This is a genomic window from Pseudoalteromonas sp. MBR-15 (genome assembly GCF_053628915.1).
The window spans coordinates 45087-70016 of sequence record NZ_JBRJHH010000004.1 but is presented as its reverse complement, the minus strand read 5'-3'; the positions used below and the strand labels follow the sequence as shown (position 1 = coordinate 70016).

General features: G+C 39.8%; 21 protein-coding genes and 1 pseudogene. 13 read left to right on the top strand and 9 right to left on the bottom strand.

Annotated elements, in window-relative coordinates; all coding sequences use genetic code 11:
• Nucleotides 1-471 precede the first annotated feature (471 nt).
• From ACSSVW_RS07000 to ACSSVW_RS06985, 4 genes are all read left to right on the top strand, one after another.
• Nucleotides 472-3111 (top strand): TonB-dependent receptor, encoded by a 2640-nt coding sequence (locus ACSSVW_RS07000; RefSeq protein ID WP_036969673.1) that lies wholly within the window; start codon nucleotides 472-474, stop codon nucleotides 3109-3111.
• A gap of 77 nt (nucleotides 3112-3188) precedes the next feature.
• The gene (locus tag ACSSVW_RS06995) at nucleotides 3189-4706 is read left to right on the top strand and encodes a glycoside hydrolase family 10 protein (RefSeq protein WP_421419478.1); all 1518 of its coding nucleotides are present in this window, start codon (nucleotides 3189-3191) and stop codon (nucleotides 4704-4706) included.
• Nucleotides 4707-4768: 62 nt separating this feature from the next.
• On the top strand, nucleotides 4769-5521 hold the full coding sequence (locus ACSSVW_RS06990) for a hypothetical protein (RefSeq protein WP_454179063.1): 753 nt from the start codon (nucleotides 4769-4771) through the stop codon (nucleotides 5519-5521).
• A gap of 49 nt (nucleotides 5522-5570) precedes the next feature.
• Nucleotides 5571-5804 carry a hypothetical protein gene (locus tag ACSSVW_RS06985; protein ID WP_454179062.1) on the top strand — a complete coding sequence of 78 codons (234 nt, stop codon included), beginning with the start codon at nucleotides 5571-5573 and terminating at the stop codon, nucleotides 5802-5804.
• Here ACSSVW_RS06985 and ACSSVW_RS06980 read toward each other — a convergent pair.
• The 3 genes from ACSSVW_RS06980 to ACSSVW_RS06970 are packed head-to-tail and all read right to left on the bottom strand — an operon-like array spanning nucleotide 5801 to nucleotide 9722.
• Entirely contained in the window at nucleotides 5801-6181 is a 381-nt protein-coding gene (locus ACSSVW_RS06980; protein ID WP_454179061.1) for a diacylglycerol kinase, read from the bottom strand. The two genes, ACSSVW_RS06985 and ACSSVW_RS06980, sit on opposite strands and share 4 nt — an antisense overlap.
• Nucleotides 6182-6201: 20 nt before the next feature.
• Complete coding sequence (locus ACSSVW_RS06975) at nucleotides 6202-7827, bottom strand: phosphoethanolamine transferase (protein WP_454179060.1); 1626 nt, start codon at nucleotides 7825-7827, stop codon at nucleotides 6202-6204.
• A gap of 2 nt (nucleotides 7828-7829) precedes the next feature.
• Nucleotides 7830-9722: an LTA synthase family protein gene (locus ACSSVW_RS06970; RefSeq protein ID WP_454179059.1), complete on the bottom strand. Its 1893-nt coding sequence runs from the start codon at nucleotides 9720-9722 to the stop codon at nucleotides 7830-7832.
• A gap of 340 nt (nucleotides 9723-10062) precedes the next feature.
• On the opposite strand from ACSSVW_RS06970, the gene ACSSVW_RS06965 reads away from it, so the two are divergent.
• The gene (locus ACSSVW_RS06965; RefSeq protein WP_065979772.1) at nucleotides 10063-10251 is read left to right on the top strand and encodes a DUF3185 family protein; all 189 of its coding nucleotides are present in this window, start codon (nucleotides 10063-10065) and stop codon (nucleotides 10249-10251) included.
• 68 nt (nucleotides 10252-10319) lie between these two features.
• Nucleotides 10320-12494, top strand: a complete 2175-nt coding sequence (locus ACSSVW_RS06960) for an exonuclease domain-containing protein (protein WP_454179058.1) — start codon at nucleotides 10320-10322, stop codon at nucleotides 12492-12494.
• A gap of 29 nt (nucleotides 12495-12523) precedes the next feature.
• Here the strand turns inward: ACSSVW_RS06960 and queC are convergent, their stop codons facing one another.
• Nucleotides 12524-13195 carry a 7-cyano-7-deazaguanine synthase QueC gene (gene queC, locus ACSSVW_RS06955; protein ID WP_141687275.1) on the bottom strand — a complete coding sequence of 224 codons (672 nt, stop codon included), beginning with the start codon at nucleotides 13193-13195 and terminating at the stop codon, nucleotides 12524-12526.
• 131 nt (nucleotides 13196-13326) lie between these two features.
• Here queC and queE point away from each other — a divergent pair, with 131 nt between their 5' ends.
• Nucleotides 13327-13992, top strand: a complete 666-nt coding sequence (gene queE / locus ACSSVW_RS06950; protein WP_036969649.1) for a 7-carboxy-7-deazaguanine synthase QueE — start codon at nucleotides 13327-13329, stop codon at nucleotides 13990-13992.
• Between the two features lie 94 nt (nucleotides 13993-14086).
• Here queE and ACSSVW_RS06945 read toward each other — a convergent pair.
• Nucleotides 14087-14200: pseudogene (locus ACSSVW_RS06945) on the bottom strand (thioredoxin-dependent thiol peroxidase); the annotation flags it as partial.
• A gap of 385 nt (nucleotides 14201-14585) precedes the next feature.
• Between ACSSVW_RS06945 and ACSSVW_RS06940 the strand changes: the two are divergent.
• Together ACSSVW_RS06940 and ACSSVW_RS06935 are read left to right on the top strand one after the other, a co-directional pair.
• Entirely contained in the window at nucleotides 14586-15281 is a 696-nt protein-coding gene (locus ACSSVW_RS06940) for a hypothetical protein (RefSeq protein WP_454179057.1), read from the top strand.
• Nucleotides 15282-15529: 248 nt separating this feature from the next.
• Nucleotides 15530-16930 (top strand): DUF4145 domain-containing protein, encoded by a 1401-nt coding sequence (locus ACSSVW_RS06935; protein WP_454179056.1) that lies wholly within the window; start codon nucleotides 15530-15532, stop codon nucleotides 16928-16930.
• Nucleotides 16931-17445: 515 nt separating this feature from the next.
• Here ACSSVW_RS06935 and bcp read toward each other — a convergent pair.
• The gene (gene bcp, locus ACSSVW_RS06930; protein ID WP_454179055.1) at nucleotides 17446-17928 is read right to left on the bottom strand and encodes a thioredoxin-dependent thiol peroxidase; all 483 of its coding nucleotides are present in this window, start codon (nucleotides 17926-17928) and stop codon (nucleotides 17446-17448) included.
• A 10-nt stretch (nucleotides 17929-17938) separates the two neighbouring features.
• Nucleotides 17939-18472, bottom strand: a complete 534-nt coding sequence (locus tag ACSSVW_RS06925) for a glycine cleavage system protein R (RefSeq protein WP_036969643.1) — start codon at nucleotides 18470-18472, stop codon at nucleotides 17939-17941.
• A 367-nt stretch (nucleotides 18473-18839) separates the two neighbouring features.
• On the opposite strand from ACSSVW_RS06925, the gene bamC reads away from it, so the two are divergent.
• Both bamC and ACSSVW_RS06915 read left to right on the top strand, forming a co-directional pair.
• The gene (gene bamC / locus ACSSVW_RS06920) at nucleotides 18840-19901 is read left to right on the top strand and encodes an outer membrane protein assembly factor BamC (RefSeq protein WP_036969641.1); all 1062 of its coding nucleotides are present in this window, start codon (nucleotides 18840-18842) and stop codon (nucleotides 19899-19901) included.
• A 71-nt stretch (nucleotides 19902-19972) separates the two neighbouring features.
• A complete protein-coding gene (locus ACSSVW_RS06915; RefSeq protein WP_036969639.1) occupies nucleotides 19973-21340 on the top strand; it encodes a YjiH family protein in 1368 nt (455 codons plus the stop codon).
• 31 nt (nucleotides 21341-21371) lie between these two features.
• Here the strand turns inward: ACSSVW_RS06915 and ACSSVW_RS06910 are convergent, their stop codons facing one another.
• Both ACSSVW_RS06910 and ACSSVW_RS06905 read right to left on the bottom strand, forming a co-directional pair.
• Nucleotides 21372-21515, bottom strand: coding sequence for a DUF2897 family protein (locus ACSSVW_RS06910; protein WP_074988602.1), 144 nt, complete (start codon nucleotides 21513-21515; stop codon nucleotides 21372-21374).
• Between the two features lie 232 nt (nucleotides 21516-21747).
• Nucleotides 21748-22284, bottom strand: coding sequence for an acyloxyacyl hydrolase (locus tag ACSSVW_RS06905; RefSeq protein ID WP_454179054.1), 537 nt, complete (start codon nucleotides 22282-22284; stop codon nucleotides 21748-21750).
• A 237-nt stretch (nucleotides 22285-22521) separates the two neighbouring features.
• Between ACSSVW_RS06905 and ACSSVW_RS06900 the strand changes: the two genes are divergently transcribed.
• Both ACSSVW_RS06900 and ACSSVW_RS06895 read left to right on the top strand, forming a co-directional pair.
• The gene (locus tag ACSSVW_RS06900; RefSeq protein WP_036969635.1) at nucleotides 22522-23115 is read left to right on the top strand and encodes an MlaC/ttg2D family ABC transporter substrate-binding protein; all 594 of its coding nucleotides are present in this window, start codon (nucleotides 22522-22524) and stop codon (nucleotides 23113-23115) included.
• Between the two features lie 256 nt (nucleotides 23116-23371).
• A complete protein-coding gene (locus ACSSVW_RS06895; protein WP_036969633.1) occupies nucleotides 23372-24709 on the top strand; it encodes an ankyrin repeat domain-containing protein in 1338 nt (445 codons plus the stop codon).
• Nucleotides 24710-24930: the final 221 nt, after the last annotated feature.

Here is a 24930-nt window from a genome sequence, read left to right as displayed (position 1 = left end):
CTATGGTGACAACGGCCCTTGCAATCAGTTTTCTGGGCACTGTATTTACCTAGTTATGAGTTAAGCATACTCTTTTTAGGAGGGGTGTATACCCACTGTCTCATCAGCACTTTTTGGTTACCCAATAACAGCAACCCGAGCGCGAATTTTTCTGTTATAGGCGTTATAAATGCGCATTCATCAGGGTGCGTTAAGCAATATAGCCTTTTCTCGTTTTCTATAACGTTGATTAATGGATAAAAAATAATGTGGCAAAAATTCAGCTAAACACTTTTAGTCCCTTTTATAGAATTTTATATTTTTAAAAAATTAAATATAAAGAATAAAATATCTTGATTTTAAAGTTTATTACGAATATTGTAGCCGCAATGTAACAATAAAGTTGTTACCGTTTGTTGTTCTAAAGAGCATTTATGTAGTTTGTAGTCACAAAATCTCTCACTTTATAAAAAACGATAGGGTTACAGTTTCATGAATAAAAAATTCTCTGCGTTAGCTATTTGTATTAAAAAAGCGCTCGTTCCATCACTTGTTTTAGGGGCTTCAGCATCGGTTTTCGCAGCCGATGAACAAGCTGATAAAAAGAAAGTCACCAAAGAAGACATTGAACAAATAGAAGTTCGTGGCTATGCGGCTTCCGTTGAAAAAAGTATCAATATGAAGCGCTTTTCAAATAGCGTAGTTGATGCTGTGTCTGCAGAAGACATCGGTAAGTTTCCAGATCAAACGGTCGCAGACGCACTTCAGCGTATTCCAGGTGTTCAGGTTGAAAAAGACTTGGGTGGCGAAAGCGACAGAGTAAGTATCCGTGGTACTGCACCTCATTTAAATATTACGTTGTTGAACGGGCAAAACGTGGCATCAGCGACAGCATCGGCCTCAATCACGCGCCCATCACGAGGTTTTAACTATTCGTTATTACCTGCAGAGCTTGTTGATACGCTTGAAGTATATAAATCGGCTGAAGCTGACATTGACGAAGGCTCAATTGGTGGAACCGTTGTTGTAAAAACACGTAAACCGTTGGACAGCGAAGCAAATTATGCCGCGTTATCAGTAAAGGCTTTCCATTTTGAAAATGCTGATGAAACAAAACCGTATTTATCGGGTTTATACTCGTGGAAAAATGAAGCACAAGACTTTGGCTTCAATGTGGGTTTTATTCACAAAGAAACAGCGACGCAACGTGACAGTAAAGAAGTACGTTTTGGCTACCGTAGTACTGATGCAAACCAAGACGGCAATGCTGAGTTTTATCCGGGTGCTGTGGGTTACAACCGTTATGCAAGTGACAGTGATTTAGACACCGCAACCGTGACGCTGCAATATGCTGCAAATGATAATCTGGATTTTGTATTTAACAATTTATATTCATCGTCGGAGCACAAGTCGTTTGGCACTTACTCCAGTGGTTTTATTTTACAAAACATCAGTAATGTAGAAAATCCTGTTATTGTTGATGGTACGTTAGTGGCGGGTGATTTACCGGCTCATAATAATTTAGGTTATTACGGTAATGCAGGTTACGAGGGCGAATTTAAGACTCAAGCGCATGATTTAAAAGTAACTTACAAAGCTGATAATTACACCGTAACGGGGCAATTAGGTTACAGCAAAGCGGATGGTGAGGTCAGCGATGTGTATTCAGAATATTATGCTAATACAGATGCCTCATTTACACTTGAAAATGGTACACCCGATGTCACTTTATCAGCGGACTTAAGTCCACAAGATTACCGCCTAGACTATAACCATAAAAACGATATTTTTAATGACTCAAAAGAAATTTATGGTCAACTAGACGTTGAATATTTACTTGATGGTGGTTTTTTTACCGCTATCAAAGCGGGTGTTAAGTACAGAGAGCACTCAAAAGCAGCCAGTTTAATGAAAGCTAATTACCCTAAAGTGTCAGCAGATGGTGAAACTTATCATTTGGGTATGTTTGCAAGCGACTCGGCCTCTGACTTTATGGGCGAGGGGGCAAATGCAATTTTATGGCAGTTTGATAACGCTAAGTACGCCGATTGGATTTCATCAACCACGCCGACTAGTGGCCCATACGAGCACTTAGATTACACCTTTGATTTAGAAGAGACCGTGACCGCTGGGTATGTAAAGGCTGTGTTCGATTACAATAAATGGCGCGGTAACATGGGTGTTCGAGCGGTGAAAACTGAGCTTGATTCGCGTTCAGTTGAGTACACAGGTCGCAGCTTTGCACCTGAAAATATCCAAGATGTCGAAAGCACAAATAGTTACGATGACTTTTTACCGAGTGTAAATATTAATTATGATTTAGCCGATGATGTTGTTGTGCGTTTTGCTGCAGCAAAAGTGATGTCTCGCCCTGATTATGACTTTTTATCTGCACGCAAAAGTGGTTACTGTGCAGCTGCCACAGGGTGTAAAGGCACCGAAGGGAATCCTTATTTAAAACCATATCGTGCGACTCAATATGACCTTTCGGCAGAGTGGTACTTTAATGAATCGTCAATTCTATCATTTGCTTACTTCTACAAAGATATCGACTCGTATATTACCAATGCGACTGTTGAAAAACAGTGGACATGGACGGACCCAGATACCGGTATTGAAGAAGTGCGTGATTTCTTAGTGACGCAGCCACAAAATGGTTTAGGTGGCGAAAATGCGGGCTTCGAAGTGAACTATACTCAAAAACTACCGTATGGTTTTGGTATTCAAACAAACTATACCTATTCTGATGCTGAGCTTGAGCAAACCGCTGAGCAAAAAGAAGCAGGTGAAGAAGCCGTATTACCAAATAACTCTGAAGATACGTTTAATGCCACGGTTTATTACGAAAACAGCGCATTCTCTGCCCGTGTTTCATACACTTATCGCTCTGAGTACTTCTACACAAACTACTTAGGTTTAAACCAGTATAAAGATGGCTTTGGTCAATATGATTTGAACATGAGTTACAACGTGACAGAAAATCTTAATCTTATTTTCCAAGCGATTAACCTCACAAACGAAGAGCAAAAAGCGACGTCGGGTAACAGCACAGGTATGCCCGATAACAATCGTCCGTTGGCTATTCATGACTACGGTCGCCGTTTCTTACTGGGCGCACAAATGAAATTCTAATCAGATTGATTCGACGTTTACTCATTTAATTAAGGCACAGCATATTTATGCTGTGCCTTTTTAATAATAGGTTAGCTATGCATTTTAAAAATTTACTTATCTTGTTGATGTTTTCTGGTTTGATTGGATGTAGCTTTTTGCCCAGTTCTGAGCCGAGTAGTGCTGAAAAGCAGATGCTTGGCAAAATTCACCAACAGGTCGTCGCGCGAGAATTTCGCGCAGCGTGGGTTGCGACAGTGGCCAATATAAATTGGCCCCTGGAGCCGGGGTTACCTGTTGCAGAGCAAAAAGAGCACGCAATTAGAATACTGGATACGCTGCAACAACATAATTTTAATACGGTGATTTTTCAGGTGAGGCCCCAAGCTGATGCCCTTTATCAAAGTAGTTATGAGCCGTGGTCTTACTATTTAACGAAAGAGCAGGGAAAAGCTCCAGAGCCTTATTATGATCCCTTACAATTTTGGATAGAAAACGCGCATAAACGTGGCTTAAAGCTTCACGCATGGATCAATCCATATCGAGCACATCATCATGTAGGCGGGCCGTTATCGTCGCAGTCGGTCGTGAATACCCAGCCTGATAAGGTGGTTAAATTAAAAAATGGTACTTTTTGGTTTTTGCCGACAGATAAAGATGTGGTCACTCATACATTAAATACATTAACAGAGCTGGTAACGCGCTATGATTTAGATGGCATTCATTATGATGATTACTTTTACCCGTATCCATCGTATAACGAAGGAGACGATTTTCCAGATGCTGAGCAATATCAGGCATATATTCAAGCAGGTGGGACGCTTAGTGTGCCAGACTGGCGACGCAATGCGGTGAACACATTTGTGCAGCGTCTTTACAGTACGGTGAAAGAAATTAAACCACATGTGTTAGTCGGGATCAGCCCATTCGGTGTATACAGACCAACACAGCCTAGTACCATTCGTGGCATGGATCAGTACGAAACGCTTTTTGCAGATGCCAAGTTATGGCTAAACGAAGGGTGGTTAGATTACTTTTCACCTCAGCTTTATTGGCCAATAAACCAATACGCACAAAGCTACCCGCTCTTATTAAGCTGGTGGCAGTCACAAAACACGCAAGGTCGTCATTTATGGCCTGGTATTAATGCGCTGCGATCATTCGACGAAGCAGGTGTTGATGAAGTGGTTAATCAAATAATGATCAACCGTGGATTTTTGACTGCATCGCCAGGGACCGTTTTTTGGAATGTTGCCGCACTAGATGGTAGCCAATTAATGCGTGACGTCATTGCAGATGGCGTATTTCAGCATCAAGCTTTAATTCCTGAAACGCCTTGGATAGACATGCCCGCTCTATCACCGTTTAAACTTGAGTATCAACAACAGGCTGAATCTATAGTGTTACGCTGGCAACATACAACCCCTGAACACGTCGCGCACAGCTTAGTGTACACGCAATATGGTGATGATTGGCACTATCAAATTTACACGCCTGATGTTAATTGGCTTAAGGTCAATGAAACAAAAGAGGGGCAGTCGCTCAATGCTGTAAAAGTGATTGCGGTCGATAGGCTAGGAAATCAAAGCCCTGCCACAGAAATCGCCTTTAAGTAGAGCCTGTACGCAGTATCCCTTTATCTGTTACGCTTATGAAAATCAATAAAATAGGCATCAGAGTGAACGCAATTAAGGTATTTGCAGTATTGCTGCTGGGATGTATTTTTTCGACAAAAAATATGGCCGCAACTCAACATATAAATCTTGTTAAGCCAGTGGTTGCGGCATTTAAAGCGGGTGATAAAGACACCATCGCAGAGCGTGTTCATTATCCGCTAAAGCGTAAAGCCCCCTTAGAAGCTATTAAAAACAAGCGCATGCTGATAGCGCGCTTTGATGAGGTTTTTGATAAAGCGTTCGTTGAAAAAATCACGACCTCCAATATTCGCCACGATTGGCAAATGATGGGCTGGCGAGGCATTATGTTTGACTCGGGTAAATTGTGGCTTGATTTTGATGGTTCAATTTGGGCTGTTCCCTATGAATCAGAAGCAGAAAAAACACGGCGTGAAGCGCTTATTGCAAAGCAAAAACAACGCCTGCATGAAAGTCTTCGCGAATTTACACAGCCGATACTAACTTGGAAGACAAAAAAGCATTTAATTCGTATTGATGAATTGGCAGAAAATCAATACCGCTATGCAGCATGGGACATCACGCAAACAATGGCGGATGAACCACGCATTGTGATAACAGGGGGCACGTTAAGCTTTGATGGCAGTGGCGGTAACCATTTTTATACGTTTATGAATAACGGCTACCGCTATGTGTGTCATGTTATTGTGCTAGGTACTGAGCAATCACCAGCGGGGCAATTAGAAGTATTTAAAAATGGTGTACAGGTTTTGTCTGAGCCTGCTTTGGATTTTTAGGTGTTTTTGCTTATTTTGCACTACGCTTACTCTTTTAAAGGAGTAAGTTATGAGCACAAAATTTTGGATTTTAAGAGCCATTAGAATTTTCACGCTGGTGGCTATTTTATTATTTATGGTAGAAATCCTTAAAGGTCACGACACACAAAGTGCATTAAGTTTTGCGTTACTTTGGTCATTTATTGCAACGGCAGTTTTTATCGCAACCCGTCTATATCACTCATCAAAAGGGCGACATTGTGCATTGTGTAATGACACCCCAGATGATAAAAAAGCGAATTAACCTAGGTTGCTAACAAATACACCGCCCCATACCAGCGCACAAATCGTAAGAGCAATAAGTACAGCTGCTGACCCCGAGTCTTTAGCTAGGCCTGATAACGGATGAATTTCAAGGCCTATGCGGTCTATTGCAGCTTCAATTGCCGTATTGACCACTTCAGCAAACATCACAAATAGCACAGAGACAAGCAGCATGATTTTCTTATACAGGGTAATTTGCCAGACAAAAACCACGGCTATGGCAAGGACTAACAGTATCAGCTCTTGTTTAAAAGCAGACTCATGCTTTGCTAACCACGTGAATGCACGTTGGGAATTTTTAAATGCTAGGCGAATACGTTTAATGCCTATAGGTTTGTTAGTGCTATCAAATTGCATCGTATGAAATCTCTATTTCGTTAGCTTTGTTTTGAGCAAGCATAGAAAATGTCTTGCTCAGGGTTATATTTAATACTTCCGACATGAGTTAAGCCAAGTAGGGTGTCAAATATGTTATCGTGCGAAAAAACATGGTTACGCTGTTGCTCAATACATTGGTTAAAGCGGCTATCGGCTAGTTTATTACTCCAAAACAGCATAGGCACTTGGGTTTGCTCTTTAGGCGCTAATGCATAGGGAAAACCGTGCAAATACAAACCTTTTTCACCTAACGACTCACCATGATCAGAGACATATAACAGTGATTTATCATCCGCCTTACTGTCTCTAAGCAAGTTGATTAGTTTACTCAGCACTAAGTCGGTATAAGCAATGGTATTGTCATAGGTGTTTGTGAGTTGCTCGCTGCTACAATTTTGGATATCGCTACGTGGGCAGTCAGGCAAAAATTTAGTCTCTTTTTCTGGATAGCGGCGATAGTAGGTTGGCCCATGTGAACCAATCATGTGTAGCACGACTAGTTGGTGCGTCGCATGACTCTTGGCAAGTGTTGCAGCTAACTCTTCAACGAGTACTTCATCAAAACAGTAATGGCCATCACACTGTGTATTTATTTTATTTGGTTCGATAGTCTTAGACTTAACGCGAATACATACGCCTTTACAGCTGCTGTTATTGTCAATCCAAGTGACTTCAACACCACTTCGCTGGATAAGATCAAGCACATTTTCTTGGCTCTGTGCAAGCCGGGAATCGTATTCATTTCTATCTAAACGCGAGAACATACAAGGCACAGAAATGGCTGTTGCGGTGCCACATGAGCTGACATCGCTGAAGTATTTCACACCGAGTTTTGGTGTATATGGATTCGTTTGCTTGCCATAACCTTGCAGTGAGAAATTGGCTGCTCTGGCTGTTTCGCCAACCACCATAATGGTGAGCGAGCTTTGCTGCTTAGCCAATAAATGCGGTGTTTTATCTAATACTTTAAATGGTAAAGGCGGGTAAAAATAATTATCGCGCAAGTACTTATAACTTGCGGTGTAAAATGCAAAGGGAGTTATGTAACTTGTTAGCTGGCGGTTATTACGACCAACAGAGGCATAATCTTTGTAAAATGGCACAGCAATAATGACTATGGCGATAATGGTTGCAACGTTTAGTAATGCAAAACTTTTTAGGCGTACGCGAAAGTTACCGACAATTTTAAAGCGAGAAAATAAATAAGCAGGCAGTGCTCCAAATACAAAAATAAATACCATAACTTGTATGTTAAGGTACGAAAACGCCTCACCTGAATTCGTTTCTAAAATATTTTGCAGCATGCTTTTATCAAAAATCACACCGTAGTTTAAGGTTGTATAAAACAACAATGACGACACCACTATACTGCTCAAAAGCACAGGCTTAACAAAGGTGATAAAGGATAACCAACTTAGCACCATGGCTGTCAGGGCTAACAAGAAAAAGGGCACGGTTATTATAAATAACCAATCTACATGTTCAGGCTTAGTTGCCGCTTCATATAGGTTGTATAAAAATAAACCGTTAAACGCGATAACTAAATACACAGACACCAGCCATACAAATTGGTTGTAGCTAACGTGCCATTTTTTAGTAATAAGGTGTTTAATGCGTATGCTCATATTTATTCCTTATCGCTACGACTTGTTGCTAAGCGATACAACTGTTCGGTATAAGCGAGGTTGCTAAATAAGACATGAGCCAGTGCTTTTTTGGCAAGCTCTGTATCGAGAGTTGGTTCTTTAATGGCGACTTGGGTTTTATTTTTGGGGTCGTAACGCCAAAAACTCACTTTTTGGTTTGGCATTAAAATAACGGCTTCACCATTTTCTACGTAAGCAAAGTTGTCGTAGTACTGCATCATGGCGCGCTCTACGGGGTATTGTTTTGTTAAGTCGTAGCCGATCATTGGAGTCGCTTGTTCAACACCTAATAACGATAACAAGGTTACCGGTAAATCCATTTGGCTTACTAAGCGAGCATCACGCTTTGCTTTCATATCACTGTTTAAAATGACAGCAGGAATATGGAAAGATTTAAGCGGCACGGGCTCTGAGCCGAACACGCGCACATCATGATCAGCAACCACTAAAAATACCGTGTCTTGCCAGTAATCTTGTGTTTTGGCTTTTGCGATGAATTTACCTAGCGCGTAGTCAGCGTATTTAATTGCGAGATCGCGTTTGTAATTTTGAGAGTCGTGGCCTTCAGGCAGCGTTACCTTACCTTCTGGAATATCAAAGGGGTCGTGATTACTTGAAGTAAACACAAGGCTGAAAAAAGGTTTGCCCGTTTTATTTAGCTCGTTTAGCTCTTTATCAGCTTGATTGAACAAGTCTTCGTCGCTTACTCCCCAAGATGAGATAAAAGCGGGGCTTTGTATGTCATTAATATCTACAATATCGCTAAAGCCATTGCCTAAGAAAAAGCTTTTCATGTTATCGAAGTGGCTTTCACCGCCATAAATAAATTGGGTGGTGTAACCTGCGCGTGCCAGTACATCGGCAAGTGAAAAGAAGTTATGTTGTGACTTTGATAGCTTTACTACTGAGCGAGAAGGTGAGGGGATAAAACCGGTTGTTACAGCTTCAATTCCTCGGACAGAACGTGTACCTGTTGCATATAAATTGTTAAATCCCCAACCTTCTTTATACAGCTTATCAAGGTGTGGTGTAACACCAATGCCACCCAATTCCCCGACAAAACGAGCACCTAAGCTCTCTTCTAAAATGATCACTAAGTTCTTTTTACTTTTATGGTTAAACGCTGTGTTAGCAGCAAGCGTTGGAATTGCCTCAATGGTGAACTGTGAGCGATATGATGCTTTTTTAACTGTGTCGATAATGTCACTGCGTGACATGGTGCCATATAGACTACTGGCATTCTTTTCGTTACCCATATTTTTTAACGCAAACGCTACACTGTAGGGTGAGTTGAGCACCAGTGAATTAACCAGCGAGTCACCCGAAAAATACACTAATGCCGGATTAAGCGGGCGATGACTAATGGTTCCTCGCGCGGCAATTAAGCAAATAAACAGTGCACTAACAAGTAATGTGACAGACGCAGGAGTTTGGTCTTTAGCTGCGCGTTTGTTGAATGAAGCACGCACAAAACGATAACTAAAAATGCTCGTTAATGTTGCAATAACCAATGTGCTAATAAGGGCAAGTAAGTGGCCGTGTAGCAGCATTGAAAACACTTCTTGCGGATAATCAATATATTCAATAAATAAACGGTTTGGGCGTACATCGTACTGATTAATGAACGCGGGTGTCGACGCCTCAACAAGCACCACTAAGGTGACAACAGCGCTTGCGTATAAGGTGAAAGCTTGCTTAAAAATGGCTGTTTTATTACGTAATAAAATATCAGCTAGCAAAATAAACACCCCAATGACTGATAAGTAGCCCACGCTACTTAGGTCAACTCTGAGCCCCCCCATAAAGACTGCTAAGTAATCGTTATCACCGAGTCTTTGTTGTTGCCATATAAGTAAGCCAATTCGTGAAATCATAAAAATTGACATTAATAGCAAGGAAAAGCGAAACAAGGGTTTTAAAACAAAAAATTGTGCTGTCATAGTCGTACTTACTTAATCAAAACTGCAGCAATATTAGGAAGCAAAACTTAAGAAACCCTTAGGTGAATCTTCTTTTTATAATGGTGCGTGAGTAACTCATCGGTAATCGTGCTAACAAAGCTCAACTTTAGTGCGTAATTAGAAATTTAATTGCAACTAACGACTGGGTTGGAATACGCAAATTATTACCTTTAGTTTGAAATTAAAGTGAAATTTTGCAGCGTGTGTATTTATGTGCAACACTGAAAGTGAACAACAATAAGGAATAATAACTATGGGTAAAATTATTGGTATCGCACTTATCGTGATTGGTGTTGCACTTGCTGTATGGGGTTATAACGTTTATGACTCGGCCAGTGCTCAAGTAAGTCGTACGTTTAGTGGCGACACACCTATCGAAGCATGGCTTGGTATGGTGGGTGGGGCAATCTGCGCCATTGTGGGAATTTATAAAGTAAAATAAGCAACCACATGTTGAAATAAGCAAGCTAATACCTGATACTGTATTTATATACAGTTTTGGTGTTAGCTATGCAAAAACAATTACCGCTAAAATATTATTTAAATCACTTTTTTGAATTAGCTGAGTTTATTCAGGCGCAATGCAAAACGTTGCTAACTCCTGAACAACAGCAATTTATCGTTAAGTTAACCCAGCTCGACGAACAAAGCTTGTGCACTTTGTTACGTATCTATTCGCGAAAACCAAGACTTGTCGCGCTTTCATCGCTTAATTACGAAGAAATCCCAAACCTACACGGCGCTATTTTTAAACTTAAGCAGTTTGCGCTGGTGGCTCACCCTACGGTTGATGATCTTGATTTGGTACTTGCTCATTTAACGAAACCAGAGCTTGTTGCGTTGCTTGCTGATGACGCACTTTTTAAAACCCCTATTACGTTTAAAAAGTCGGCCAGTAAAGGGGTGTTACTGGCACTGTGTAAACAACATATTGACCGAGAGGCGAATGCGCTTGAACAGTTATGTGGAGAGTTTGTTGTTAATAGCCGAGCAGAATATTACGAGTACTTTGAATTTTTATACAGCGGTCGCTTAAGTGCAGGTGATATAAACCATCAAAACCGCTTTGTTATGCGTGATTTAGGGATAGCGAAGGTGCGTAATGATGTTGGTGAAACGCGGTCACGTTTTAATACTCTTGAAGAAGCACAGACTCATTACCAATTAAATCAATGCCGCATGCAGTTTAAGGCATGCGAGATGCCTGAACAATATCGTCATTTAGCCAATGAACTGTTACAGATAAACTGTACTGACGATTTAGCGCACAGTATTAAAAATAAACTGCTTATTCGCTTATTTAAGCAATTTAAAGAGGCCGATTTGGCTTATGCATGCACACTTTTAGATAATTGCACTGGTAGCAGTGAGGCACAAGAGCTGGCTATTCGTGTACATTATAAACAAGGTGATACTGAATGGGTACAGCAAACGTTAGAAGCAATTATTAACGACCCCATCGACGACGGCATTTTGTATTTTGCTGAAGATTTCTTACAACGAAAATACAATAAGCAGCAGCGCTCTCGGTTAACGCAAATGCTCAGTGATACTGAGTGTCAGTTAGAGATTGACGATATTTATCGTGGCGATGTTGAGCAAGGAGTCTGTGAGTATTATCAACAGCAGGGATATACGGTATTTTTTACTGAAAATAATCTGTGGTTGAGTTTATTCGCGCTGACGTTTTGGCAAGAACTGTTTGTGGATACACCGTACCCACCGTGCAATGAATTTGATATTTACCCGCATGTTTTATTAGCCGATTGTTTTTACGCTTCGCAGCAGGCAGATATTGAGCAAAAACTGGCAACGTTCACCCATAATGATTGTATTTATAAGCAGGTTTGCAAAAGTGCAGCGCAGTTTTACGATACGCCAACGGGGTTGTTTCAATGGCACAGTGATATTCTTGAGCCTTTAAAAGTGCTTATTCAGCACAGCGAACTTGAGAGTTTAAAAGCGCATTTATTGCAAATGACAAAAACTTTTAAACAACTCAAAGATGGCTACCCAGATTTAATGGTACTGAAAGACACTGGCTTGTGCTTTGAAGAAGTGAAAGCGCCTGGTGATAAACTCAGACGCAATCAGCTGGTGAGTATTGATATATTAAAACAGCATGGCTTTACCGTGAACATTGTTGCGGTAAATTGGTTTAATGATCCTAACCGTATATACAGTGTGGTTGACATTGAAACCACGGGTGGGGTGCAAGGTAATAATAAAATAACCGAAATTGCCGTGGTGCAGCTACAAGCCGGCGAAGTGATTAAGCAGTGGGCAAGTTTAATTAATCCAGAGCGAAGTATACCGCCATTTATCACCAAGTTGACCGGCATTAATGCCGCCATGGTGCGCGATGCCCCTTGTTTTGCTGATATAGCCGATACGCTCAGAGAGCTCTTAAAAGGGTCGGTATTTGTGGCTCATAATGTGAATTTTGATTACAGTTTTATTCGTAAAGAATACGCCGCAATCGCCCAGACCTTTAAAATGCCTAAATTGTGCACGGTGGTTGAGTCGCGAAAAGCATTTCCGAAACTTCCCTCATACTCGCTTGGTAATTTAGCTGCGCATTTTGAACTGAATTTAACGAATCATCACCGTGCGCTGGCTGATGCTACCGCCACAGCCCAGTTGTTAAAACTTATTCAGCAAACACAATCAAAAAAGGCGAGTTAAACTCGCCTTTTATCATTTTGCGTTTGCGGTTATTCGTACTCAATAGGGTCTGTTACGTTATTAAGTGCGAAGGCTTCTAAACGCTCTTGGCATGCACCACATTTACCACAGGCTTTGTCGCGGCCGTTGTAGCAGGTCCATGTTTGGCTGTAATCAAGGCCCATTTTTAAACCATCTGTCAAAATATCGATTTTCGTATTGTTTAAATAAGGGCTGAAAATTTCAACGGCGTCGTAGTTTGCAATACGGCATACATCATCCATTTTTTTAACGAACTCTGGACGACAATCTGGGTAAATTGCATGGTCACCTGAATGAGCACCGTAATACACTTTGCTGGCTTTTAGCGACACTGCGTAGCCAACAGCCAGTGATAATAAAATCATGTTACGGTTTGGCACGATCGTGCTCTTCATGCTCTCTTCTTCGTAATGACCTTCTGGCACGTCTATATCGTCGGTTAACGACGAGCCGCCAATCAGTTGATTAATCGCAGAAATATCAACGATTTTATGAGGAACACCAAGCTTTTCACACACTTGAGCCGCCACTTTAAGCTCTTTGACATGACGCTGGCCGTAGTCGAACGACAGGGCATACACTTCGTGGCCTTGCTGCAGGGCTTTATTTAATACGGTAAATGAGTCCATACCGCCGGAATAAATAACAACTACTTTTTGCGTCATAACTGTTTTGCTCATACTTTTGATAGAGGTTTACTTCAGGGCGCGATATACTACACGGCTCGGGCCTAAATAACAATTTTTGCCCGCGATTTTGGTTTTTAGGCGGCCAATTTTTACTGTCCGTCGCGTCGTAAGTGAGATGTCTTTTGTACAAAATTAACGAAGTGTTTGAAACAATTCAAGGTGAAGCAAGTTTTACAGGTACACCTTCAATCTTTTTACGTTTGCAAGGCTGCCCTGTGGGCTGTGCTTGGTGTGATACAAAACAAACATGGGACGTTGATAATGTGTATAGGGTGTCGCTTGATGACACGGTCGAAAAAAAAGCGGACTCTGATCATTGGGCCGAAGCCTCTGCAGAGCAAATATTAGCGCTATTTAAAGAACGCGGTTACAACGCAAAGCATGTGGTGATCACCGGTGGTGAACCTTGCATGTATGACTTAAACCCAGTGTGTGAGCTATTACATGCAAACGGTTATTCTACGCAAATAGAAACCAGCGGCACATTCGAGATTTTAGTCCCTGAGCAAACGTGGGTGACGGTTTCACCAAAAATTAATATGCGCGGCGGTTACAAAGTACTGCGCAGTGCAATGCAACGCGCCGATGAAATTAAACACCCAGTGGCCATGCAAAAGCATGTCGAAGAGCTTGAAGATTTGTTTTTAAAAACAGGCGTGAATCCGCGTTTAGTTTACCTTCAACCCATCAGCCAAAAAACATCAGCGACTAAACTGGCCATTGAAACCTGTATTGCAAAGAACTGGCGCTTATCAGTGCAAGTGCATAAGTATTTGGGAATTAGCTAAACACATAATTTTTGTGTACAGAAACAAAAAAAGCGTTGCACCATGGCAACGCTTTTTTACTATGTTCTCGTAACTCGTAACTCGTAACTCGTAACTATTTATTCTGCGCTAAATAATCAAGCACAACCTGATGATGATCTTTGGTTTTAAACTTATCAAACACGTGCTTGATTTTACCATCTTGGCCTACTAAAAAGCTGATGCGGTGCTGATTTATACCCCTAATAAAATGCACACTTAACTAAAATCTCTGCGTATGGCTAGATTTTATTGTGTGTGCAGGTTAATTTAAGCACACTTTTATTTCACAACTAAGAAACTTCCATTTGACTTGAACTTGTAAGAGCACACATACATTAAGAAATGTTGCTTTTAGAAGTAGGTATTTGAAAATTGACTCAATTATTTGAGGCTCAATGGAAAAATTGCTTATAAAAATATCTAAAGAAATAACAGTCATATTAACCTCCTAAAAATTGTTACTGTATCTATAGGGTAGGTTTAATGGTTTCACACTGTGAAACCTGACTATGTCTGTACTGTGAAATTTAGCACTGTAATTTATGGATAGATAAAATTTGAAGGAAAGGCTTATGAGCGGAATAATTACGATAACTGCACCATATTACTCAGAACTCAGTTACATCAGACCTTTAATCAAAAATGTACTGGAGACAATTGAAGAAACATACATAAAAAATACTAAAATCCCATGTTGTTTGTTACCAACATCAGGTAGAGAAATTTCAATTACCCCTTTGTTTTACCATGCAGCCTTTGAGGCTTATTCGGCAAAAAAGATTAGTTATATTCCATCAGCAGAGATACAAGTCAATAGAGGCAACAGTAAAGGCCGCTTAGATTTGGCTTTGATTGGAAAAAAGCATATTGAATTGATTGAGTTAAAAGCTAGTAGAGTTAAGCTATTTGGCCATATTACTACTATTACAAATAAAATCAGAGACAAGTTGAAAGAAGCGAGCGATCAGCTAGAGCAAATTGAGCAGGACGAAATATTGCAGTCTACAGAGTTAAATCTAAAAGGGCTCGCTATTGCGAATATTTTTTTATTAGTTCCTGAATCCAAGTCTAGTAATGCTGATTTAATACATGCAAGAGTAAACGAAATCATGAACGAAATAAAAGAGACTTTCATATACGCTTTAAGAGCGTCTCTGATATATAGTTATCAACATCATATTAATTTGGACAGTAGTAAAGGAAAGGGTGAAAGTTCTGTTGGTATGATTACTGTCGCTTCTCGTAAAGTGGATATAGATCAAATGTAATTTAAGAGGGTTGTCTATTTCAAGTTAACTTAACTCAAGATTTTCTGTTTAAATACTTCAACAATAAATTTATAGTTCCGTAAGAGGTACGTAGAACCTTGAGAGTATCTAGAAGTGTTTACAAAATGTAGCATCAAAAAATCATTATAAGGATATTGTTTGAAGTAATGTTTGCAATGGAAGAATATCATTTAATAAGAGCTTTCAAACTTTATTGTTTAATTAACTCACATAAAGAATAAGTTCATATGCAAGAAAAAATTACAGATTTGGAGCTTAGTCTAAAGCTTTCCAAAGAAATACAAGAATCTTATACCACAGCTTTAGAGTTTATCACTGCAAACCCTGACTATGCCCTTCAAAAATTTAGAGAAATAGTTGAAATGTTAGTTTTAATGCTTGAGAAAAAAAACCACCTTGAGCTTGTTACCAAAAACTTACAAGAGCGTATCAAAAACCTTAGTGTATGCCAGATCATTAGTAACCCACTCCAAAACCAGTTTCATGAAATTAGGAAGCTTGGAAATAAAGCAGTACATTATTCCAATGAAAACTCTGATGATAGTAACTTTACTAAAGAGAGGAAGCAAATCCTAACAGAAAAAGCTTTCGAAGCTAGGAAGTGTCTAATATCAGCGTTTGAAAACGTTTACTTTTGTATTAATGGTCATATTGCTGCAAAAGAAACAGAAGCAGTAGCTGCAGGACAGCAAGAGTTCAAAGAGCTTATATATAGTGCTTTAATAACCGACTGCTACAAGACAAAACTTAACGCAGGGGTGATGTGCGAATCAATATATAATGAGATCTATGCTGACTCCCCTTTACTTGCTTCAGAGTCAATAGTTTTACAGCTTAAAGGCATAGAAAACCATGCAATCCAGTTTTATGATTCAGCCTGTAGCATGTCGGCAAATTTTGACTTGCAGTTTCGGCTTGGTAGTAATTTAAAAGATAAAGAAAAAATAATTCAAGAAAAAAGCGATGTAGAAGCTCTTTTCAGATTTGCTTCGTTATCTTTAGGTAAAGAGGGTTTTATAGATAAAACCTTATCTTTGAATAGACTTAAATCATCAGCAGAGCGAGGGTTTGTTCCTGCACAAGCATTTTTAGGCACGTACTATTACGCTGAGGGGGAATATAGTCATGCAATAAGTTATCTGATAAAAGCTGGAGATCAAGAGGAGCCATTAGCTCTTAGATATTTATTTTATTATCATTCTGAGGGAAAAGCTTGTGATACGAATAGAGAAAAAGCATTAAGCTTTCTTTTACGTGGTATAGAGTTAGGTAATGCCGATTGTGAAGCGTTATTAGGTATAGAGTATCATAAGGGAAGTTTGATGGATAAAAATGACATTAAGGCAAGGGAGCTATTAGAAAAGTCCATAATCGCAGGAAGTATTATTGGTAAGAACTATATGATACTTCATTTTAATAACCTAGCTAAGAAAGTCGCTGGAGAAGCTTCAAAACTTGGTGAAAGTCTTCTAAAAATTATTGAAGAAAGAAAACCAAAACCTTTCAGAGCTGAGGGTAAAATTCCACCCAATTCATTATGTCCATGCGGTTCTAAATTAAAATACAAGAAGTGTTGCAAGAACGGCGTTTCAAAGAAAGGCTCTGATATACATCTTCCTTGGATATAAATTAATTATTATAGGTTCAATTTTTTGCAGTTAAATACAGTTGTAAATTAACAGTAGACACCTAGTTAGCCGATTTATATCGGATTTCATATTCTTGGGGATATTTATTTCACATAACACCTCCTATCTTACTTCATTTTGAAAATAAAAGATGTCTAGTTGTTTGAGGGAAGATCATGACAGTACTTTTATAAATAGAATCTTTGAAGGAGGTGGGCATAGTCATTACTTTGATCAAGATGGTTGCTTCATAGAAACTTACTGGTTACCTCTTTTTTATTAAGATTATGAAGTAGAACTGATTGATAATAGGAGAGATAGCTTTTTTCGACTTGGGATTCTTGATAAAACGAATACACTTCTTGGTGCTATTAAAGAGCTAACTTATATTTTCTTTATATTATGGGGCCTATATATTTTTTTAGTTAATAGCTCCTGCATAAACACCTAAAAGAGTTAGTGTGTTTATGCAGTTCACTCTAAATTTTTAACTTATCAAGAAAATGAAATCGTTTTCATAATTCGGTTTTCAAATAGTTTAGCACTACTTCATGATGATCTTTGGTTTTAAACTTATCAAACACGTGCTTGATTTTACCATCTTGGCCAACTAAAAAGCTGATGCGGTGAATACCTTCGTACTCTTTACCCATAAACTTTTTGTAACCCCAAATACCGAATGCATCGGCAATGGCGTGATCTTCATCGGCTAACAGATCAAAGTTAAGCTCTTTCTTTGTTTCAAAATTCTTTAGTCGTTTGATTGGATCAGGGCTAATACCAACAACGTGCGTATTGAACTTAGCAAGCTCTGCTTTTTCATCACGAAGGTTTTCAGCTTGCACTGTGCAACCAGGAGTTGATGCTTTAGGGTAAAAATAAACCAGTACTTGCTGCTCTTTTAAAAGATCAGCTAAGACAACGGTTTCGTCGTTTTGGTTTTGTAAACTAAAAGCAGGGGCTGTGTCGCCAGCTTGTAGTGGATTAATTTTCTTCATGCTTTGCTCCTTAGCGAATGCGTCTGAATATATAGTCTACGTTCAAACTACGAGAAAGATCTTCAAAGCTCACTTTAAAGTGATCAATATCGACTTCTACAGGGATATTAAACTCTAGTTCGCAGCGCATTTTAAGTTCGTCATTCTCTTCATAGGTATCTGATTTAAGAGAACAAATACTGATATGATTGTCAGCAAAAAAGCGCGTTACTTTGCTTAGTGTTCCCGGTGTGTCAATACCTGTGTATTCGAGGGTGTAACCAGCACAAAATTCACACGCAACATGACTTGCTGTGCGTTTCATCATGGTTAATAAGCCAAGCTCCATGCCTTTTGTAGGCAATGTATGCTCAATGCGGCTAATTGCTGACATATCGCCAGCCAATAACATGATAAAGGTAAATTCGTTGCCCAAAATAGCAATGCGACTGTCAATTATATTGCAATGGCAATCACTCACTAACTGAGTCAATTCGCTAACGATACCGGGTCTATCTTCGCCAATCGCAGTGAGCACTATCTGATGATTTGTAAAAACAGTCATGGAATTTTAAGTACCTAGTAATTAATAATACCAATAGATATAAGCCAGAATAAGCCTTGATTTCACGTGAGTTTAATAACGCACGGCGGCAAAGTTTAACATAATTTACTCAGTTAACGATAGCGACGATTAATTAAGCCGTGAATAAAGTGCGCTCTTTCTTGTTTTTAGGGGCATCAGAAAGTACCATAGTTAAAATTTTGCAAGGTGATAAGCAAACACATACGTTACGCTAACCCAAACCATTCGGGTTTTTTGCATAAAATAAAAAATGTAAAGTTAAAAGTGATTTTACAGTGAACCAAATCGGCATTACCCACTCATATATTTGTTAAAAAAATTAAGGGTTTGCTAAGGAGAAATATCTGTGCAGTATTGGATCTCAAAGGCGCTTGCTGTAAGCGTATTGGTAAGTTTAACTGGGTGCGGTGTATTTACCGATGAAGCACACCATAAACGTAATTATCGTGCTAACGAACCGGTTAAAGCGCCTGAAGGACTTGCGCAACCAGCTCAAGATCCGACTTATAAAATGGAAGTGGCTCAGTACGACAATAATCCTGAAGCGAAAAATTATCGTCCACCGGCGCAAGTGATCACCATTGCACAAGGTAGCTGGGTTGAAGAAGGCGATAAAGACGCACGTGTTTATTTTGATAAAAATGACGGTATCGTTGATTTAGATGAATTTATTTGGGATTCCGTTCACGCGGTACTGAATGAGAGTAATACCCGTGCCGTTAAAGAAGATAAGTTATTAGGCAGCATAGAAACTGATTGGTACACAATCATCAAGCCTGAAGATAGCTGGTTTTGGGAAAGCGAAACGGAAGTGTCACAGCAGCGTTTTCTTTTTACAATTGAAGAGAAATCGCATCAACGTACTGCATCTTTAAATGCAAAACTGGTTGATTATAAAAGTGACTCACAAGAATTAACACCGCTTCTACAACAACAATTAGAAGTGCGTGCTTTAAACCAAGTAATCGCTGAGTTTGACTATCGTTATCGTCAACTTGAGGTTGAAATGCGTAAACAACAAGGCATTATTTCGCTTGAAATGGGCTTTGATAACAAAGGTAACGCCGCATTAGTTACTGAGCAAGATTACTTTGTTGTGTTTGATCGTTTTTCTGGTTTCTTAGAGCGTTTATCTTTCACCATTGTTGAAATTGATCAAGAGCGCGGTTTGATCACGGCTGATTACAAAAAGCCAGAGTCAAGCGTGTGGGATTCTATTTGGGGTGAAGAGCTTGCAGAACTGCCTATTGAAGATGGCCAATACCAAATTCTTGTTAGTCGTACCAATGAAGGTGGCACAAGCCTGACTTGGATGGACTCAGAAGGCAATACACTTGAGCCGGGTACAATGAATGACCTACAACAAGCATTAGAAAATGCGCTGCGCCAACGCGGCATCAATATTTAATAATTAAAAAAGTTAAAACCACCACAAAAAGAGCCTAGCCGCTCTTTTTGTGGTTTTTACAGGTTGAAAATATGTCTAACTTAAACGCTGCAAACCGCAGTAACTTGCGAACTTTGTTTACCTTTTTCGTTCCTTCACTTATAGGTGTCTTCTTGTTTATGACGCCGGTACCCATAGGTGAAGCAATGACAATTCCAATTGCTGTTATGGCAAAAGCTGTGCAGGAGTGGATTGCGCCATTTGCATTGGGGTTAATTACCACAATTGTGTGTATCACAGGTGTTATGTCGTTAATAATAAAGTTTTTTAAGCCAAGAGCGCTGTTAAAAATATTTATTATTAAACATTTGTTTGATGTAAGTTGGCTGTGGTTGACTGTGCGTTTGCTCGGTATGATATTTATTATATTAACGTACACGAAGCAAGGTCCCGAAATGATTATTTCGGGTGATACAGGGGCATTAGTTTTAAACGACCTCCTGCCGGTACTTTTTTCGGTGTTTATTTTAGCGGGTTTACTGCTGCCATTATTACTCAACTTTGGTTTGTTGGAGCTTGTTGGTACGTTACTGACAAAGGTGATGCGCCCTTTATTTGGTGTACCAGGACGAAGCGCAGTTAACTGCGTAGCGTCGTGGCTTGGTGATGGTAGTGTCGGTATTTTAATGACCGCACGCCAATATGAAGACAAGCATTATACACAACGTGAAGCTGCGATTATTGGTACCACATTCTCTGCTGTATCAATTACTTTTTGTTTGGTTGTTATTGGCCAAGTAAAATTAGAACACTTGTTTGCTCCATTCTATTTGACCGTGTGTTTAGCGGGTTTTGTTGCCGCTTTAATTGTTCCGCGTTTACCGCCTTTACGTTTTAAGAAAGATTTGTATGTTGACGGCACAGAACCCGACAAGCACGCAGAGTCAGTGCCAGAAGGGAAAACTCTTATTACGCATTCTCTCGATGTTGCTTTAGCTAAAGCACGCACAGCTCCAGGCGTTGTAGGTACGCTTAAAGAAGGCTTACACAACGCATTTGACATGGTTTTTGCTGTATTACCCGTGGTGATGGCTGTGGGTACATTTGCCCTGATTATCGCTGAATACACTGCCATTTTTGAATACATGGGCAAACCATTTGTGCCATTTTTAGAATTACTGCAGGTCCCTGAAGCAGAAGCAGCGGCGCAAACTATTATGGTGGGTTTTGCCGATATGTTTATACCGTCAATATTAGCGGCGGGAAACATTGAGAGCGATGTCACCCGTTTCATTATTGCTGCTATGAGTGTCACGCAGTTAATTTACATGTCAGAAGTAGGGGCATTGTTATTAGGCAGCAAAATCCCGGTGAATATCGTTGAATTGTTTTTAATTTTTATTTTAAGAACATTGGTGACGCTGCCGGTCATTGTATTGATGGCGCATTGGTTAGTGTAAACTCGTTAGCGCATGATCAAAAAAGCCCTGATCAATCAGGGCTTTTTTGATCATTTTCGTCTTTTTTTTCGGGCTTTTTAAAGTCCATTTTTGCTGCATGTTTTAATAAAGCAAGGTTGCCAATGACAACCCCAAACACGGCCACGACGATTGCAATTTTTTGCCAGGTTTCCATAGGTACACTCAGCTAATTCACCAACCTAGATAGTAGCACTTATATCAATCCGCAAAAATACTTAATCATTTTGAGTGTTCAAACCAGTCGCTACCTGCGTTAAAAATGTCTGATTTACGACTGCATGGATGCAGGAGCAATTGCCGAGAACAACTAAATAACTAAATTTTTGCCTTGTTATCAACGCGGTTTTATTACCTCAAAATAGACCTCTTAATTAAGCACAATGGTATTAAAAGCGTTTTGCATAAGAAAGAGAAATAAAATCAAGTCCAGGGTTTGGGCTTTTGAATCCTGCATTAGAGTAGTGTAAATAGCGTAGTGCTAACGAACGGTTGTCACCTAAATCAGCAACCAAGCCTAACCTATCTTCAAACTGGTAGTGAGTGCTAACATTTTTTCCTGCAAAGTGGGTGTCATCTAAAATTGAGACGCCTATACCAAACTCAACCGACACCGGTATACCTTTAACATTGAACACGGGGTATTGAATCACGGGTGACATTGCTAACACTACGTTAGTTTGATGATTGTTTTCTTTACCGTATTGCCAAATGTTAAAACTCGATTCGAAGTATAAACGGCCGTACTTGAGTGGTAATTTCTCGCTCGGGATATGATATTGGTAGGCTAATTTAATGCCTCTCACGTCGCCTTCACCTTGAATATAATCAATTGCATAACCATGATTTGAAGCTGCATAAAGCGGGCCTGCGACCAAAGCCGTTGCGCAAAGTATGAGGGTTTTTAATTGATGTATTTTTTTCATATCGGTACTTCTCTTTGTGACTGTGAGAATGTAGATAAGGGCAGGGGGTAGTCGTTTTCAATGTGCGAAAATACACAGACGCTGTGCAGGCTCGTGGTTTTAGAAGTAATTATATGAAAATGCTAATAAAAACTGATTGGTGTCATTTTGGCATTAAAAAGGTGTCGTATTGGTTCTTTTTCTTTGGGGTAGTAATCGGTATATTAGCGAAAATTTTTTGATCCAGAAGCACACACAATGACCAGATTAGTTAATTCATTCTTGCTAATTGCAACACTCTTTACGGCCAGTGTAAGCGCCAGTAATGTGAGTTCGCCAAAGCAGTTATTAGAATCAGTAACAGCCGATTTATTTGTTGATATCGCCAATGTGAATGCCAAAGGTGATGCAAGCCCTGAAGCAATGAGCAGTATTGTAGAGCAACGTTTACTGCCACACATGGATATTAAGTTTGTATCTTACAAACTGCTAGGTAAGCATATTAAAGGTTTACGCCGCGAACAGGCTGTTGAGTTTATTGCTGCTGTTGAGCATTATTTAACGGTGACTTATGCGGGTGCGCTTATGAAGTACACCGGCCAAAAAGTTATTTTCGATCAATCTCAGTTAGTCGATGGTGATTATGCAACAGTGAAAACGCAAATTGTTGACGATAATGCCCCAGCCATTGATTTACACTTTAAGTTGCGTCAAGGCAAAGACAAGCAATGGAAAGTTTACGATATCGTTGCTGAAGGTATTTCGCTCTTAAGTGCAAAGCAAAAAGAAGTATTGCAACGCATTAGCCAAGTAGGCATCGACCAAGTAACACACGAATTAGCCAGTAAATAAGTTTATATAGTCTCCAACCAAGCAGTGTGCTCCGTGTGTGTGCCACTGCTTTTCTATTTTCTTTAAAAATCACCTACTTTGCGCTAGCACCTCGTACCCTCTGTGGTAGAATCAAGCTACTTTTCTTATTAACCTAAGTATCTGTCAAGATACTCGTTTTTTGGTCGCAATATTAAGCTCAGTGTCAGTTATATTTTGTTATAACTGAGTGCTTAATAAGACCTCGAATAATGTGCAGCGGAGTTGTGTTTTTTTAATGGAAAATGTACTGATTTGGCCGAAGGAATACCCGTTACTGATCAAAGGATTAGCTGAGCAAAACGGGGCTTATATTTTAGATGCTTTAGAAGCTTGGCCTGCATGTCGTTCAACAAATGAAGATGACGGTGTGTGCACGACGGTTCTGCCACCTATTTATTACCTTACTTGGTTAACACCGCTTGAGCCTTTTGAAGAGTGCTACTTTCAGCATATTTCTGAGTTTGATGAATCTGCGCAGCACTATATAAATGCAATGAAAACGCATTTTCTAGACAACGATTACACCCCAGAAAGCCTTGTACTTATGCTCTGCCAGCGTCTTGAAAAATACGCCAGTGCATTTGCGCAATCAGCGGTTAAAACACCGATTACACTTATTCACCAGCTATTCAATCGTCGCTATTTTACGGTGATTGAGCATGTGCTGAATCAAGGTGCAAAAATGTCTGCACAAGACGTGCTTGAGCTGTGGACTGAAGTGGATTTTAGAGATCGTCTTAGTGGCTTTATCCCTGAAACGGTTGCTGACCTGGAACATTTAACCAGCCTTGCAGCAGATAAAGTCGCGCAAGGGGAAGACTACTTTACGTTATTGAAGTTGGTCTCGCCAGACGTTGATTCTGTCGCGTTACTTGAGCAAGCGCTGTTAGCGCATTTAAGTCATGAAAGTGCAAAGCAAACAATGGCAAAGCGCTTTATTGAGCAAGGGGCAACAGGCACACTTGCTGACGAAAACGGTAAAACTGCGTTTATGTGGGCGATAGAAAAAGGCTACGTAAATGTTGTTGAAACGATACTCGAACATCAAGATAAAACGCGACAAGATAACAAAGGTAATACCGCATTACATTATGCCGTGTTTGCCCAAAGTGAACCTTTGTTAGTGTTTTTGTTAAAATCGGGGTTTGATTTTCGTGTCCGTAATAACGAAGGTTTAAGTTGTTATCGCTTAGCCGTCAGTATAAAAGCAGATAACTTGGTAAAATGCCTAGAGCGCGATTTTGGGATTAAAGAACTTTCACCAGAAGGGCAGTTCGAACGTGTGAAAAAAGTGCATTTGCTGCATGCCATCGTCACTTTGCTTTTCCCTGTGCAGTTGTTCTTCTTTTTTGATGATAGCATTGCTATAAAAAGTGAATTAACGCTGAGCTTTACCTTGCTTGCCATCATGTGCTTTTTCTTTGCAACGAGCTTAAAGCGTTGCGCGCTTTACCCACATTTACGCCACCCTTGGGGACTCTTTCTACTGCGTATGTTTTCGTTGTTTAGTTTGGTCGCACAAGTTGGTTTGGCAAGCATTGTGGCATTAGCGACACTTTCAGAGCTTGTTTAATACCATTAATTCGTAATAATACTTAATCATTTTGAGGGTTTAACCTGTCGCTATCTGCGTTAAAAATTGCTGATTTACGACTGCATGGATGCAGGAGGTAGAGCAATGCAGGAGCCATTGCCGAGAACAACTAAATAACGATTTTTTTGCTTTGTTATCAGCGACGTTTTAGCCTCAACACTGCTCATTTAATTAACCGAATTGAATTGGGATAAGTATAG

What these genes read in the sequence shown, in the direction of transcription:
- ACSSVW_RS06940 (WP_454179057.1), top strand. Translation starts at nt 14,586, where the DNA reads ATGAGCGGAATAATTACGATAACTGCACCATATTACTCAGAACTCAGT.
- ACSSVW_RS06900 (WP_036969635.1), top strand. Translation starts at nt 22,522, where the DNA reads ATGACCAGATTAGTTAATTCATTCTTGCTAATTGCAACACTCTTTACG.
- ACSSVW_RS06935 (WP_454179056.1), top strand. Translation starts at nt 15,530, where the DNA reads ATGCAAGAAAAAATTACAGATTTGGAGCTTAGTCTAAAGCTTTCCAAA.
- ACSSVW_RS06985 (WP_454179062.1), top strand. Translation starts at nt 5,571, where the DNA reads ATGAGCACAAAATTTTGGATTTTAAGAGCCATTAGAATTTTCACGCTG.
- ACSSVW_RS06980 (WP_454179061.1), bottom strand. Translation starts at nt 6,181, where the DNA reads ATGCAATTTGATAGCACTAACAAACCTATAGGCATTAAACGTATTCGC.
- bcp (WP_454179055.1), bottom strand. Translation starts at nt 17,928, where the DNA reads ATGAAGAAAATTAATCCACTACAAGCTGGCGACACAGCCCCTGCTTTT.
- ACSSVW_RS06965 (WP_065979772.1), top strand. Translation starts at nt 10,063, where the DNA reads ATGGGTAAAATTATTGGTATCGCACTTATCGTGATTGGTGTTGCACTT.
- ACSSVW_RS06975 (WP_454179060.1), bottom strand. Translation starts at nt 7,827, where the DNA reads ATGAGCATACGCATTAAACACCTTATTACTAAAAAATGGCACGTTAGC.
- queC (WP_141687275.1), bottom strand. Translation starts at nt 13,195, where the DNA reads ATGAGCAAAACAGTTATGACGCAAAAAGTAGTTGTTATTTATTCCGGC.
- ACSSVW_RS06910 (WP_074988602.1), bottom strand. Translation starts at nt 21,515, where the DNA reads ATGGAAACCTGGCAAAAAATTGCAATCGTCGTGGCCGTGTTTGGGGTT.
- ACSSVW_RS06895 (WP_036969633.1), top strand. Translation starts at nt 23,372, where the DNA reads ATGGAAAATGTACTGATTTGGCCGAAGGAATACCCGTTACTGATCAAA.
- ACSSVW_RS06960 (WP_454179058.1), top strand. Translation starts at nt 10,320, where the DNA reads ATGCAAAAACAATTACCGCTAAAATATTATTTAAATCACTTTTTTGAA.
- ACSSVW_RS06915 (WP_036969639.1), top strand. Translation starts at nt 19,973, where the DNA reads ATGTCTAACTTAAACGCTGCAAACCGCAGTAACTTGCGAACTTTGTTT.
- ACSSVW_RS06970 (WP_454179059.1), bottom strand. Translation starts at nt 9,722, where the DNA reads ATGATTTCACGAATTGGCTTACTTATATGGCAACAACAAAGACTCGGT.
- ACSSVW_RS06995 (WP_421419478.1), top strand. Translation starts at nt 3,189, where the DNA reads ATGCATTTTAAAAATTTACTTATCTTGTTGATGTTTTCTGGTTTGATT.
- ACSSVW_RS06925 (WP_036969643.1), bottom strand. Translation starts at nt 18,472, where the DNA reads ATGACTGTTTTTACAAATCATCAGATAGTGCTCACTGCGATTGGCGAA.
- ACSSVW_RS07000 (WP_036969673.1), top strand. Translation starts at nt 472, where the DNA reads ATGAATAAAAAATTCTCTGCGTTAGCTATTTGTATTAAAAAAGCGCTC.
- ACSSVW_RS06905 (WP_454179054.1), bottom strand. Translation starts at nt 22,284, where the DNA reads ATGAAAAAAATACATCAATTAAAAACCCTCATACTTTGCGCAACGGCT.